General features: G+C 47.7%; 12 protein-coding genes. 2 read left to right on the forward strand and 10 right to left on the reverse strand.

The annotated features are described in order from the left end of the window. Positions 1-57 precede the first annotated feature (57 nt). From JIN82_RS01490 to JIN82_RS01505, 4 genes are all read right to left on the reverse strand, one after another. Positions 58-3,195 (reverse strand): efflux RND transporter permease subunit, encoded by a 3,138-nt coding sequence (locus tag JIN82_RS01490; protein ID WP_200309862.1) that lies wholly within the window; start codon positions 3,193-3,195, stop codon positions 58-60. A 24-nt stretch (positions 3,196-3,219) separates the two neighbouring features. Beyond that, positions 3,220-4,467: an efflux RND transporter periplasmic adaptor subunit gene (locus JIN82_RS01495; RefSeq protein ID WP_200309863.1), complete on the reverse strand. Its 1,248-nt coding sequence runs from the start codon at positions 4,465-4,467 to the stop codon at positions 3,220-3,222. Between the two features lie 25 nt (positions 4,468-4,492). After that, complete coding sequence (locus JIN82_RS01500; protein ID WP_200309864.1) at positions 4,493-5,914, reverse strand: efflux transporter outer membrane subunit; 1,422 nt, start codon at positions 5,912-5,914, stop codon at positions 4,493-4,495. Between the two features lie 210 nt (positions 5,915-6,124). After that, positions 6,125-6,586 carry an RNA pyrophosphohydrolase gene (locus JIN82_RS01505; protein ID WP_200309865.1) on the reverse strand — a complete coding sequence of 154 codons (462 nt, stop codon included), beginning with the start codon at positions 6,584-6,586 and terminating at the stop codon, positions 6,125-6,127. A 195-nt stretch (positions 6,587-6,781) separates the two neighbouring features. On the opposite strand from JIN82_RS01505, the gene JIN82_RS01510 reads away from it, so the two are divergent. After that, entirely contained in the window at positions 6,782-7,294 is a 513-nt protein-coding gene (locus JIN82_RS01510) for a hypothetical protein (protein WP_200309866.1), read from the forward strand. A gap of 123 nt (positions 7,295-7,417) precedes the next feature. Here JIN82_RS01510 and JIN82_RS01515 read toward each other — a convergent pair whose 3' ends face one another. Beyond that, positions 7,418-8,464, reverse strand: coding sequence for a LacI family DNA-binding transcriptional regulator (locus tag JIN82_RS01515; protein ID WP_200309867.1), 1,047 nt, complete (start codon positions 8,462-8,464; stop codon positions 7,418-7,420). Positions 8,465-8,950: 486 nt separating this feature from the next. On the opposite strand from JIN82_RS01515, the gene JIN82_RS01520 reads away from it, so the two are divergent. Further along, a complete protein-coding gene (locus JIN82_RS01520; RefSeq protein WP_200309868.1) occupies positions 8,951-10,327 on the forward strand; it encodes a sulfatase family protein in 1,377 nt (458 codons plus the stop codon). 1 nt (position 10,328) lies between these two features. Here JIN82_RS01520 and JIN82_RS01525 read toward each other — a convergent pair whose 3' ends face one another. The 5 genes from JIN82_RS01525 to JIN82_RS01545 form a co-directional block, all read right to left on the reverse strand. Beyond that, positions 10,329-11,906, reverse strand: a complete 1,578-nt coding sequence (locus JIN82_RS01525; protein ID WP_200309869.1) for an NAD(P)/FAD-dependent oxidoreductase — start codon at positions 11,904-11,906, stop codon at positions 10,329-10,331. Positions 11,907-11,914: 8 nt separating this feature from the next. Next, positions 11,915-12,265, reverse strand: a complete 351-nt coding sequence (locus tag JIN82_RS01530) for an acyl-CoA thioesterase (protein ID WP_200309870.1) — start codon at positions 12,263-12,265, stop codon at positions 11,915-11,917. Positions 12,266-12,276: 11 nt separating this feature from the next. Beyond that, positions 12,277-12,726, reverse strand: a complete 450-nt coding sequence (locus JIN82_RS01535; RefSeq protein WP_200309871.1) for a Jag family protein — start codon at positions 12,724-12,726, stop codon at positions 12,277-12,279. 163 nt (positions 12,727-12,889) lie between these two features. Then, positions 12,890-13,501, reverse strand: coding sequence for an HAD family hydrolase (locus JIN82_RS01540; protein ID WP_200309872.1), 612 nt, complete (start codon positions 13,499-13,501; stop codon positions 12,890-12,892). A gap of 81 nt (positions 13,502-13,582) precedes the next feature. Continuing rightward, the gene (locus JIN82_RS01545) at positions 13,583-15,001 is read right to left on the reverse strand and encodes a UTP--glucose-1-phosphate uridylyltransferase (RefSeq protein ID WP_200309873.1); all 1,419 of its coding nucleotides are present in this window, start codon (positions 14,999-15,001) and stop codon (positions 13,583-13,585) included. Between the last annotated feature and the right edge of the window lie 43 nt (positions 15,002-15,044).

Below are 15,044 nucleotides of genomic sequence, written 5' to 3' on the forward strand. Positions count from 1 at the left end.
AACAAAAAAATGCGCCGTGAAACCCACGGCGCATTAAGAATTAATTAAGCTGGCTGATTATTCTGCAGCTTTACGTTCATTAATGTGGCCGCCTTTGAGCTTATCAATCAAAGCCTGAAGGATGTAGTAGAGCATTGGTACCACAATCAAACTTAGTGCGGTAGCTGCACACATGCCGCCAAATACCACGGTGCCAAGAACCTTACGTGATTCTGACCCGGCGCCAGTAGCTACCAGCAACGGTAACACACCCAAGATAAACGAGAACGCAGTCATCAATACCGCACGGAAACGCAACTTGAGCGCATCCAAAGCTGCGTCAAATGGGCTCGCTCCAGCTTCGTATTTTTCTTTAGCGAACTCGACGATCAAAATCGCACTCTTCGTTGCTAGACCGATCAACAAAACAACACCAACCTGAGTATACACGTTGTTATCCATGCCACGCGCAATCACTGCTAGAACCGCCCCCAAGAGAGCTGTAGGCACTGACATACAAACTGAAACAGGAACTGACCAGCTCTCGTACTGAGCAGCTAGAATCAGATAGACGAGAACAATAGCCAACATGAAGATCACCGTCGTTGAGCCCGATGCCTGCTTTTCCTGATAGGACAAGTCGGTCCAAGCCAATGAGGCAAAGTTAGGTAACTTTTCAGCCGCCATATTTTCCACAATGGCCATCGCTTGACCTGAGCTGAAGCCCGGTGCTGCACCGCCGCGGACCGTAACCGATGGATACATGTTGAAGCGGGTGATCTGCTGTGGACCATAACTATTCTCTACGGAAGCAACCGCTCCCAGAGGAACCATTTTGCCGTCATCAGCACGAATCTCCAAGTGGTTAATATCCACTGGCTGGGCACGTGCATCGGATCTAGCCTGAGCCTTCACCTTAAAGTTACGGTTCATGTACACGAAGTCGTTAATGTATGCTGAACCTAGGAAATTCTGCATCGCTTCAAAAACTGACGCTAGCGACAGTCCACGAGTTAGAACTTGGTCACGGTCAATGTCCACGTAGAGCTGAGGCACATTGGCCCGGAAGGTACTATTCACACCAGCTAGGCCAGTCTGAGTATTTCCTTCTTCAACAAAACCGTCCGCGACTTGAGCAAGAGACCCAATGCCTGCACCGCCGGTATCTTGAACCATCGCAGTAAAACCACCAGTTAGACCGACACCTGGAAGTGAAGGAACAGGGAAGCTCATACACAAACCTTCTTGCAGCTGAGCGAACTGAGCATTCATTTTCTGGATCAATACATTCTGATGCTGCTCGGGAGGTCTCTCAGACCAGTCTTTGAATACTGCAATTGCGAAACCTGAGTTAGAAGCAGCTACGCCATCTAGCAATGAATAACCAGTAACAGATAGGTAGTTATCTACCCCCTCAGTACCAGCGATAATATCATTTACCTGACCGATGAAATCCACCGTTCTCTCCTGAGAAGAACCATCTGGCAGCTGAATGTTGATCATGCAATAACCTTCATCCTCTTGCGGCACAAAACCTGATGGCAATCCAGAGAAGCCGTATAGAGCTAGCGCAGTCATGCCAACAAACAAGAGAAGACCAAGTGCTGCCTTGCGCATCACGGCTCTGGTTAGCCCAGAGTATACGTTGATGGTCTTATCCAAACCTGAGTTGAAGAGCTTAAATGGCTTCGCCAACTTATCTTCATCAACGCGTTTGAGCAACATTCCGCAGAGAGCGGGACTGAGAGTCAGAGCATTGATAGAACTGAAAATCGTTGCCACGGAAATGGTAATCGCAAACTGTTGGAAAAGCGTGCCTGTGATACCTGGCATGAAAGCAACTGGTACGAATACTGATAACAACACCAGAGTCGTGGCAATAACAGGTCCAGTGATTTCGTTCATCGCCCGCTTAGTCGCTTCCTTGGAAGAGATCGTTTTATCCTGCTGAAGGTGACGAGTAACGTTCTCGACAACCACAATGGCGTCATCAACTACAATACCAATAACCAGCACCAAACCAAACAAGGTGAACTGGTTGATAGTGAAGCCAATCGCAGCCATCACAGCGAAGGTACCAATCAAAGAAACTGGAATCGATGCAGAAGGCACCAGTGTTGCGCGGAAGTTCTGTAGGAAAACAAAAACCGTAATAACAACAAGGATCAGCGTCGCAAACAAGGTGACAACCACCTCATTCATAGATGCTTTAATAATGTCGGTATTATCGTAAGCAATTTTGTAATCGACACCTTGAGGAAAGCGCTTTTTCAGCTCCTCTAACTTAGCACTTACCCCTTCAGAAACCTCAATAGCATTTGCCCCAGGAATCTGATAGACAGCCATGGTGGCTGATTCTTGCCCCATGAAAGTAGAAGTAAATCCATAGTTTTCAGATCCCAACTCCACATCGGCAACATCTCTAACGCGCACGACGCGACCATCGTCACCAGTCTTAACAACAATATCACCGAACTCTTGGGCGTTCACTAGACGACCTTTCAAGTTAACGGTGTATTCGTACATCTGACCAGCTCTGGCGGGAGGCTCACCAATTTTACCACCAGCTACCTGAACACTCTGGTTAGATACGGCATTGATAACATCAGCCGAAGTTAGGCGACGAGCGTGCAAACGATCTGGATCTAACCACAAGCGCATACTGTAGTCACCAGTACCGTAGGTATTAACCTTACCGACACCGTTAACTCGAGCAATCTCATCCTTGAGATTCAGCTTCATGTAGTTAGACAAGAATAGACCGTCTTTACTTTGATCTGGTGAAAACAGAGCAATGAACAAGTTAGTATCCTGACTCTGTTTGTCAGTCTTCACGCCCATTCGTTGGACTTCCTGAGGCAAGTTAGACATCGCCGCAGAAACACGGTTCTGCGTCATCACGTTAGCCATATCCAGATCGGTGCCCGGCGCGAAGGTAATGGTGATATTTAGCGAACCATCATTACCACAAACACTACGCATATAGAGCATGTGCTCTACACCGTTGATTTGCTCCTCTAGCGGGCCAGCAACTGTATCAGATACAGTCTGGGCATCAGCACCAGGATAGCTCGCACTTACCGTCACGGATGGTGGTGCAATTGTTGGATACCTCTCAATGGGCAAATCCAACATAGCAACACCGCCCATAATGATAATGACAATGGAAATCACCATCGCCAAAACTGGGCGGTTAATAAATGTATGGGTGAACATAATTCAAGTTAGGTTAGCGCTAGATTACTTATCAGCTTTATCAGCGGCCTCATTTTCAGCAGCTGGTTTTTGCTCAGCGGCTTTATCAGTTGGCTCGGCTTTAGAGTCTTCAGGACCACGCTCATCAAGAGTTTCTGTGCTTTCGATTAGCTCAGGAGCCACTGTAGCTCCAGGACGTGCGCGCTGGAGACCTTTTGTGATCACCTTGTCGTCAACAGTAAGTCCCTCGAAAACGATACGTCTAAGACCAGAGATCTCGCCGGGCTTAACCATCTTGCGCACAACTTCATTTTTCTCATTCACGGTCATCACATAATACCCTTCCATATCACGCTGAATCGCATGAGTAGGCACGGTGATTACATTCTCGTAGACGTGAGGAATAAGCATTCTAGCAAACTGGCCTGGACGCAAAAGGCGTTCTTTATTTTCAAATAAAGCACGCACTCGCAGGGTACCTGTAGATTTATCAATGGTATTTTCGATGTAATCGAATTTACCTGTCTCATTAAAAATAGATCCATCAGTTAGCTTGAGCTGTAGATCAAGATCAGTGGGCTTCTTATTTTCTTCTTTTTCCAATTTCTGGAAAGAGAGCATGACACGCTCATCGATATTGAAATAGACGTGTAGTGGTTGTAGAGAAACAACAGAGGTTAGATCAGCTGCACCACTTACACCTACCATATTACCTGTACTCACCAATCGGTCAGCAACCACACCATCAATTGGAGAGATCACTTCAGTATAGGATAATTGCAGTTCTGCGGATTTCAGCTGGGCCTCGGCTGATAGTAAGGTCGCCTTGGCGCCTTGCTGCTGAGCTTCTGACTCAAGCACAGCAATTTCTGAAACCGATTGGTTAGCAAACGCCTCCTGCATTCGTTTATAGGAAGCATTAGCTAGATCGAGTTCAGCTTTGGCTTTCGCCACCATAGCGTCTGCATTATCGCGAGCGGCGATGTATTCGCCCTGCTCTATCAAAAACAATCGCTGGCCAGCTTTCACATCTTGACCATCTCTGAACTCAATTTTTTCAAGGAAACCAGGCACACGTGCCTGAATAACAACATCCTCAATCGCCTGCACCTGTGCAGGGAACTTGGCAAATACAGTAACGTCATTTGTCGTCGGGTTCTGCACACTCACCTTGGGTGCAGGCGGAGCGACATAATTGTTTGTTTCCTTACAGGAGTTTAGTGTTAGAAGGCTACCGCCAGCCGCAATGAGAGCCACGGCTGGAAGTTTCGTAATCTTGATAGAGGACTTCATGGTTTGCGTTTTTTAATGTTTAAAATTATTTCTGAGCGTTTGACTGCCAGCCACCGCCCATAGCTCTGTAGAGTTGGACGTGAGCAATTGACACAGCCCCTTGGCTTTGCGCCAATTCATCTTGCTGAACCGTAAGTGAACGCTCCATATCGAGAACGTTCTGGAAGTTCGTTAGACCGGTAGTGTAGAGAGTTTTCACTTGCTCAACAGAAGCCTCAGCAGCAACAACCGCACGCTTGAGAGCGAGGACACGTTTGCTTTGCTCGCGGATTTCAACCAGAGCATTTTCAACGTCTTCCAAACCACCTAACACAGTATTTTTATATGTCAGCTCAGCTCTTTCAGCACGAACTTCTTCTGCGTAGATTTCAGCTCTAACGCGGCCACCAGTAAATAGGTTCCAAGTGAACTGAGGTCCGATTCCGTAGGTGAGTCCGCTACCGAGGTTACCACCGTCAAGAGCTTGCAGGGAGATTGTACCAGGCAGAGTGAATGTTGGGTAAAGCTCAGCTTCTTTAACACCAATGAGGGCAGTTTGCGCAGCGAGGCGTCTTTCAGCAGCACGAATATCTGGGCGCTGACGCATGATGTCTGCAGGAATCCCCATTGAGGCTTTCTTGCTAGCGTTAGGAATAGACTTACGCGTTTTTAAGCTGGCTGCTAGTGAGTTAGGTGACTTACCGGAAAGAACACCCAAGCGGTGAATTGACTGCATCAGCGCGCTGCGCAGTACTGGTAGAGCGGCTTCGGTAGAGGCTAAGTTAAGCTCGGCCTGTCTAACGTCTAGGTCGGGAGCAAGTCCGGTCTCCTTGCGGTTTTCGGTAAGCTTGAGCGTTTCGCGCTGGGTTTCAATGTTATCCTCAGCATATGAGATTCGCTGCTGAATGGAACGCAGGTTGATATAGTTGCTGGCAATTTCAGAATAGAGAAGAACCAAAGTATCGCGGTAATCTTCCTCACTCGCTAAGAGTTCGGCATCAGAAGCTTCAACGCTGCGGCGCACACGCCCCCATACGTCTAACTCCCAACCTGCACCAACACCAAGGTCGTAGAGCTGGCGATCGTCGCCGCCTCCAACTGATGACTCAGAACTGTTGCGGAATGCTGTGGCTGAACCAAACCCCTGTACCGTTGGGTAAAGCGCAGATGTGGTCGCTCCACGCAGGGCTCTCGCTTCTTCGATGCGCGTAACGGCAATTTTCAAATCTAAGTTATCGCGACCAGCGTCGTCGATGAGCTTGTTCAGCGTAGAATCATTAAATACGCTCCACCAACCCGCTAACTGAGGTGTCGCCTTGCTGAAGTCTTTATTTAATTCAGCACTCCAGGTATCGGGAACACGCACCTCGGGACGCTGATAATCAGGTCCCACCATGCACGATGAAAGCATTACTGTTGTGGTTAATAAACAGGCTCCTGCTAACTTCACTTTCGTTGGTGATTTCATACAATGTTTCTCAATAAAAAATTTAGCTAAATGCAAGCAGATGAATGATCCACCCGCCCTAGACATAGAATCATAAGAACACCATATGTCGAGACATTATACCCGCATACATGAGGCTAACACGCTCTAGCTATACGAGCGTGTGTAGCACTACTTTCAGGCAACTTTTTGTTACTGCGGCTCAGTTAGCTGAAATCAACGACATGCTGATTAGAAAACTCTAACTTTGAAGAAGTCCCACAAAACCTGGCGATAGACTTTGCGTTTAAATTCAGGTAATGATTTGATAGGAAAGTCTTTGGGTTTGATCCACTTATAATCGCTAAATTCTGGTGGCGATTGGTTCACATCGATTTCTACCTGATTGGACTTCTTAAGTTTGCAGAGAAAATAAACCTGCTCTTGGCCATCATAGAGCACCCCCTTTTTGATCACAGGTTTAGAATAATGATAGCGGTAGCCCATTTTCAAATCCTTCACTTTGTATGATGACTTAGGCAAACCAATCTCCTCTTTGATCTCTCGAACTAATGCAGTTAGGAAGGTTTCTCCGTGATCTACGCCTCCTTGAGGAAACTGCCACGCACCAGCGTTGCCGAAGCGCTCACAGATGAGCAACTTCCCTTTGCGGTTCATGATTAATGCTGCAACATTAGGGCGATAGTGAGGCATAGATAGATTATTGCCAGCATCATCAGCCAAACGCAATACGACTTTTTATGAAACTTTTCCCCCGTTCAAAGGTATCATCTGGAGCCTGACTAGCGTGTGAAATATCGGCTCGCCATACTCGCATACGCTTATCCATTAGACATTAGCCTAAAAAGCAGCTAATGACTGTGACTACAAATTTTAGAATACGACATAATGAAAAGACTAACTACGATACTACTCAGTTCACTGGCTTTCACATTGCTAGCCACAGCTCAGGACAAACCTAGCGCCGAAGAAAGTAGCGGCAACCGTCGACTCTGGCAGGCCAATATCAACGACGGATCATACGTCGTAGTGCTCGATCGCATCTCATCTATCAGCAAACACGAGTATATCCTAGAAGGCACTCCTCTGAAGGTCACCGAGGTAAACATCGAAACCATGGGCTCAGCCCTAGCGCGCTTTTATTACATTGCACCGGTGACTGATGACGCGGGTTCTAACGTTGGCAGTCATCTATCAGAGCGCAGTCGCGAACTACTCAGTGAAGCAGGATCACGCGCAGGTGCCGATACAGAAACCATCGTCGCCAAACAATATCCAACAACTACACACGCAAAAACCATCGAATACCGCATTGCCGACATCGATGATTTAGACAAACTTTTTGAAAGCCTGCGCAAAGCGGTAAGCACTGGCCGCGGCAGCAAGTTCACTATCCAATAGTAGCGACAGCCAACGGACATTCGTTGCTCATCATTTTCGCAAGCCAGCTAGCTACATCTAGCTGGCTTTCTTTTTTGTATTGAATACAGAAAAACCCCTGAATCACAGCTACAAAAAAGCTAGCTAGCTAACATTGCCGCTAGATTCTTTAGCTTTAAGCTCTCCCCTAACTAACTGAGTGCCGACAACGGAAGTATCCCCCTGCATTTGCTCTATCAATAGCTCAGCAGCTCTTGCCCCTAACTGCTCAAGTGGCTGGACAACAGAGGTCAAAGCTGGCGTCACTTCTCCAGCCATGTAGGAACCATCCACACCAGCCACACTAATATCTTTTCCTGGCACCAAGCCCAGCTCCTTAATCATGTCCATGGCGCCGAGGGCGCTGAGATCATTCGCCGCAATCAAAGCTGTCGGCCTATCATCTAACGACAGAATTTGTTTCGCCGCCAATCGCCCGATAGAGTAATGAAACCCACCGTTAGCGATATACTCTGGTGGCAGCTCCAGCCCATGTTTTTTGATTGCGTCTATAAATGCGCGCCCACGAGTCACCGCGTCACTGACCTGCTCTGGGCCAGCAATATAAGCAATTTTCTGATGTCCTAGTGAGACCATATGATCAACCAGGCATTCTATCGCATGCACGTTATCCATATCCGCCCAGCTGATAGATGAATGACTTGGCTGAGCGCCCACCACCACCATAGGAGCCTCTTCGAATGTCTGATTCACAATCAACTCATCTTGCTCAAGGGGAGCTAAAATCATCACCCCATCGACACGCCGCTGGGCGACTAAAGACATTAAATTTTCACCATTTTGGTATTCCCGCGATGAGGTATCTAAGGGAATCAATCGCAGATCTTCCTTAGCTAGCCGGTTTTGCGCCCCACGATAGATACCGGCAAAATACTCACTGCCCAACAATCCATCAAAGCGCACACCAAAACCAATCAGCTGAGTTTTACCACGAGAGAAATTTCCAGCCAGCGCATTGTAAACATAACCAAGGCGGTCAGCTTCTTCGATGACACGCTCGCGTGTTTCTTTACGAACGGATCCAGTTCCTGAAAAAACACGCGAAATTGTCATCTTGGACAAGCCAGTCGCTGCCGCAATGTCCTCCATCGTTGCGCCTTCTGTTCCTCGCTTTCGTTTTATTTTTTCCATGGTTTTAGGGTTACTGGGAATTAGAGAAAATCCTCATCTGCGCAACTGGCCATTTTAGCGGGGTCACGAAGATTCGTTTTTCTTGATTCTGCTTACTAAAAACCAGAAATGTGCTCGGTAACAAGCATAAACGAATTGCGCCTAATGAAATGCCAATTTGAACAGAGCACAATCGCGCTCAGTGAGGCCAATGACAAATAAGCTCAGAGAAAAAATGGAAGTAAATAATCGCTAAGGCCGACAATACCAGCCCACTAAACAACACTAGCTGAGAACCTTATGGCATAAGGAAAATTGAGACGCCAATTTTTACCAAACCATCACAATTGTGAAATTTTACGGCTTTTCCCCACCTCATGAGACATCAAATTGGTGCAGAAAACCAATTTTAAACTGTAGTTTCAAACTAAATAGATTAAGTTAATCTAATGCCACAATTTCTGCAGCTGCCCGAAAATCCAAGCCATTAAAAAAATCATGAACATTATGCGCCTTATTTTAGTACTGACATGCCTACTTCCATTAGCAGGCCTGGCTAAACGCCAACCACCCAACATTATTCTTATCTGCGCAGATGATCTAGGTTACGGAGATGTCAGTTACCACCACGGTCACGCTGAAGACATCATTACACCAAATATCGAGCGCTTAGCCCGCAATGGCGTATGGTTCTCACAAGCCTACAGTGCCTCCACACTTGGCGCCCCAGCCCGCTCCGGCATGATGACCGGACGCTATCCCCAGCGCTATGGATACGAAGACAATCCTGGGCCATTTCGACAGTCTGAAGACGTCACCATCGGCACACCTGATAGCGAAACCACTCTAGCTGAAAAATTTGGCGAACTCGGCTACACCACAGCACTGATAGGTAAATACGAAGATAGCTACAACCAGCTGAAGCACCCAAATCGACGTGGCTACGACTACTTTTACGGCTTCACCGGATCTATCATCGACTACTACGTCAAAGCGCGTTCAAAAAGGCAGATCTACAGAAATAACAAACTCGTGATCGAACAACGCTATCTCACAGACGTTTTTGGAGAAGAAGCTGAGAAGTTCATCATTGAAAATAAAGACGATCCTTTTTTCCTCCACCTTTCCTTTAATGCTGTCTCAGGACCTATCGTAGCGCCACCTGAGGTGGTGGAAAAGTTCGCACACATTCAAGGCGAGCGCAGACGCAAATTTGTCACCATGCTCTACATCATGGATAAAAATATTGGCAACCTATTGAATACCTTGAACAAGCATGGGCTGAAGGAAAATACCATGGTGATCCTGACTAGCGACACAGGCAGCAAACCTAGAGCAACTCATGCGAGCAACGGCAATCTCAATGGCGAGCGCGGCACTTTTTTCGAAGGCGGCATCCGCGTCCCCTTAATCATCTCGTGGCCAAGCAAATTGCCAAAAGACTTTGAGCACACACAAATGGTCAGCACCTTGGATATCTACCCAACCATCTTTAGCGCCTGCAAAGCGAGAAAACCATGGTCGGAAAATGAGCTCGATGGCAAAGACATCTACAGCCAGATCAGCGGCATGGAAGACGCCAGCTCTCACGAGTATTTATACTGGAGAGCCAATGCCAAGTGGGCAGTCAGGGACAATCATTGGAAGTTAGTCTTCGCCGATAATAAATCTCCCGTTGCTTTGTATAAAATTATTAATGACGAGAGAGAGCAGAAAAACGTCATCAATGATTATCCAGCTGAGGTGGAGCGCCTCAACAATGCCTTTGTTAACTGGTCAAAGACATTGAAAGCACCACAATGGGGGTGGCAGCCACAGTACTGCGGGGAAACTAAAATGGATTTTAAAAACCCAAACCCGCAAGCACTGAGCATCGCTGATTAACTTAGCGCGCTTGGCTGCATGCCGCTTCAGCGCACTTTAATCCATCCAGCGCGGCGGACACAATGCCACCAGCGTAACCAGCTCCTTCAGCACATGGATAGAGCGATTTTACTTCTGGGTGCTGCAGTGAATTTTCATCACGAGGAATCCTAACTGGGCTACTGGTTCTCGTTTCAAATCCTATCAGATTAGCTTCTTCAGTGATGTAGCCGTGCATGCCTTTGCCAAACTTTCGCAAACCAGTTTGCATGCGTTTGACGATGAATGACGGCATCACTTCATCCAGCCGCGAGCTGGTGATACCAGGGAAGTAACTTGTCTTTGGCAAGCTAGCGGAAAGTTTTCCAGCTAGGAAATCTGGCACTCGCTGAGCTGGTGCTTTTTGCATACCACCGCCAAATTGAGACGCGGCAATTTCTAGCTGCTTTTGGAAAGCGATGCCAGCTAACACGCCGTGTTGTTGCTGAAATTTCTGCGTATCCTCAGGTTCAACGGTGACCACCATGCCGCTGTTAGCAAATGGTGAATCGCGCCTTGCTAGAGACATGCCATTGACTACGACCTCGTCATTTTCCGTGGCAGCTGGCACGATGAAGCCACCTGGGCACATGCAAAATGAATGCACGCCACGACCGTCGATCTTACATGCTAACGAATACGATGCCGCTGGCAGCTTTTGGTGTCTCGGCTCACCTGGTTTTTGATGGTACTGGATAGAATCAATCAGCGGTTGCGGGTGCTCGATACGCACGCCTACAGCAAATGCCTTTTGCTCTAGCCGCACACCATCGCGGTGAAGCAGTTCGTAAATATCACGCGCCGAATGGCCTGTAGCAAGAATCACAGACTCACCAGAAAACTCACGTCCATCAGCCGTGCGCACGGCTTTCATTTCTCCTCCAGCGATAACAAACTCGTTCACCTTGGCATTGAAATGCACTTCCCCGCCAGCTGATAGAATGCTCTCACGCATCGCCATCACAACTTTCGGCAGCAAGTTAGATCCAATGTGTGGATGGGCGTCAGTGAGAATTCTAGCTGGCGCGCCGTGGGCCACGAAGGTTTCATAAACGGTGCGAACTGGTCCACGCTTGGTGGCACGAGTATAAAGTTTGCCGTCAGAGAAAGTACCTGCACCACCTTCGCCAAAGCAGTAGTTAGAATCTTCTATCACCGTTCCCTTACGCATGATAGGCGCGAGGTCATAACGGCGAGCTGAGGCGTCTTTACCGCGCTCAAGAACGATTGGTTTCACGCCGAGCTCGATACAGCGCAAGGCCGCAAACATACCAGCAGGCCCGCAGCCAACAATGACTACTTGTTTTGCGCCAGCTGGAACTTGCGAGTAATCAGCATGCGGAAGTGGTACCTCTGGAAGTTTCCCGCCAAGAGCCACTTCGAGACGCAGCTGGACTTTCACTGGAGCGCGGCGCGCGTCATATGACTGCTTAACCAGCCGGATATCAGAAATCTGTTTGGGATGAACTTTGAGCTTTCTAGCTGCTGATTTTTTCCAAGCCTCTGGCTGATCACTGCGATCTACGGAAGTAATTATGTCGACGACAACTGGCTGACTCATGGGTATAGTTAGTTTGTAATTGGCTGCTTCACTCCGTCTTCATCCACGTTTACATAGCTTACCATCGTGGTAAAAATCGGCTCACTAGCTGGTTGTTTTCCACGGCAAACCTCTACTCGATAGCTGACTGAGGTAGCGCCAACACGCACTTGATTGCACCGAATGGTCAAGATAATTCCCTCCCGCACAGAGTGGCGAAAACTCACCTCGTCCATGCCTACGGTAACAAACCGGCAATCGGCAAAATCTAGGCTAGCGGCAATCCAGCTGGCTTCGTCAACCCACTGGAGCAAGCGCCCACCAAAAAGAAATCCATATTGGTTCAAATCCTCAGGCAATACTAAGCGGTGGGTTTCCATAATGAAAATCGTTAGCTGCGCTGAATGATGACTCTTTTATATCTAGCGGCTCCGTCAGGTGAGCTGGTCTTCACCTTCTCATCTTCCACCAAAGCATTGTGCACAAGTCGACGGTAGAAGGCATTCAGCGGCTTCATTTTTCTGGCTTTGCCATCTTCGTGAACTTTTTGTGCTAGCTCGCGCGCCGTCTGGATAATTTTTTCCTCATAGCGATCACGGTAGTGGTCGCAGTCAACACGGATGCGTTTGGCGTCTGGGAAATGTTTGCTGAGGATGCGGTTTACCAAATATTGAAAATCTTCCAATCGGTCACCATTGGCACCGATCAGATACTTGCCTTCCTCAGTACGAATTTGCAAACACACAGATCCATCGTGCTCTAGCTCATCGATTCTCGCCTCAAAGCCAAGGTGATCGAGCATCGTCTGCAATATCTTTTTGGCTGCCTCCACTTCTGTCATAAGCAAATGCTAAATAAACCAATCCAAAAGGTCAACTTTTCAGAGTTATCAGAGACGAATTAAATCTCCCGCTGGATAACTCCGCCGGCAAATGCCATAGATAAAAAAATGCACCCACAGCCAGCTGGCGGTGAGTGCATCAGAAATATATCTTTGGTGAAAATTACACCACACTAAGCGGAGAAGGAACCGTGATCACTTCCATCCCTGCAGCTAGCGCCGCTTCTATGCCAGCTGGTGCATCTTCAAAAACCAAACAACGCTCAGGTTTCACCCCAAGGCGCTCCGCCACATCAAAATAGATATCTGGATTTGGTTTCCCTTTTTTCACGTCATTTGCAGTGACCACTTCATCAAACAGATCGCTGATATTCACTTGCTTGAGTGTTTTTTCAGCCACATTACGAGATCCACCAGTAGCTACCGCCATTGGCAGCTTGCCGCGAACGTGTTTGGCAAACTCAATCACCTCAGTAATTGGCTTGATTCTGTCCAAATTTCCCATGAATGCCTTGCGTTTTGCGGCTCCCACAGCTTCGGCGTCTAGGTGAACATCACACTCACCATTGAGATCTCTAACGATATCGCGAGTTGGGCGTCCACCCATCGCGTAAAAGACATCTTCAGCAAATACGTTGTACGCGCCAAAGCTATCCAGCGCGACACACCATGCCTCAAAATGAGCTGGCATGGAATCTACCAGAGTTCCATCCAAATCGAAAATGACGGCATCATAATCCGCCAAGGAAATGTCGAACAAGTTTTCCTTAAACATACGCGCACTGATATGAACAATCCCAAGACATATTCAAGCTGCCATTTTCAACAAAATCGACAGATTGAAATGAATATTTCATTAGCCTAATTCAACCGCTTCATCGCAATAAGCGCCAGCGGCAACCCATTGTGGTTCGGTGGATTTGTTGACAAAACTAACGGTTCCCTCAATCACCACACCATCACAGAATCTTACTGGACCTTCGATGCTCAGCTTATCGGCTTTCACCAATGACGGAACGCCCAGCCCTTGCAGGCTGTCTACCAGTTTATATTCATCAGAAAGTGAGATCACTGGTGGCTTACCATCGCGTTCGGCAGCCAGAGCAATGCGACCATCAACTGAGCGCACGTAAGCATCTGAACGCAGAGCAAATAAATCCGCAGTGGATTTCACCGGAGCAAAACGTGAGCGCGGCACACAAACCGCACCAGATCCTTTGAAGCATTCGATCGCCGCACCCATTGCCGTTTCCAGCTGATACACTGGAGTTGATTCTTTATCGCGCGGGTCTACCGTCTTGCGGTTTTGAATCATTGGCAGCGGAAGAATTCCGTTCTGCGCTTTCAGTTCGTCACGTAGTGATTGCAGATCAAGCCACAGGTTATTGGTATTAAAGTAGCGGTGAATGTTGATGTCCTGGAACATGTGAAGATCTTCATCCGGACACTGGGCTACTTCGCGCAGAAGCAGCTGGCCGTCAGATTTTCTCAGCGCCAGATGGCCACCTTTTTTATCCGCTTCCGTCCGGCGAGTCGCCTCCATCATGAATGGCATGCCAGAAGTTGCAAAATGTTTGAGCAAACATGGATCCAGCACAGCACCTAGGTTGTCCGAGTTAGAAACAAAGGCGTAACGTACACCATCAGCTAACAATTTATCCAACCAACCACTGCCAACCAGCGCTGGGTAGAGATCACCGTGTCCTGGAGGACACCATTCTAACTCTGGATTTGCCGGCCAGCTCACTGGGCCGAGCACATCTTCATCACTAGCATCTACCTTAGGTGATGAGTTTTGCATCATCTCAATGTCTTTGCCAGTCTCGGCAAATCCATCAACGATGTAGCTATCCAAATGCTCAAGTGTATCCGCAGAAGTGCTGAAGCTATTCATCAGCAAGAACTTCACCGGCGCGCCAGTAGACTCGCGTAAATATTCAATCTGCTCGATAATGATATCCAAAAACGTCAGCTCGTCCTTCACCGGAAGCAAGCTTTTGGCTTTCTGCAATCCCATGCTGGTTCCTAACCCGCCGTTGAGTTTGATCACTACTGTTTTGGACAGCAGATCTTGGTCGAATTCTTGGCAGGTAAAACCGAGATCAGCTAAATTAGCAAAACCATCTGCTCGATCGATGTCTCGCTCAGCTAGATGGCCAGAGCTCTCCTCAAGCAGCTTTTTATAATTATGCTGAAAAGCCAAAATGGCCGACTCATTGACGCCTGCACTTTCCATCTTTTCACGGAAAGCTGCAAATTTTTGTAATGGATCCATAGTTACCACAAAAAACGTGGTAGAACATTTATCCGCACATGGC

Source organism: Persicirhabdus sediminis (genome assembly GCF_016595495.1).
Classification (GTDB): Bacteria; Verrucomicrobiota; Verrucomicrobiia; order Verrucomicrobiales; family Akkermansiaceae; genus Persicirhabdus; species Persicirhabdus sediminis.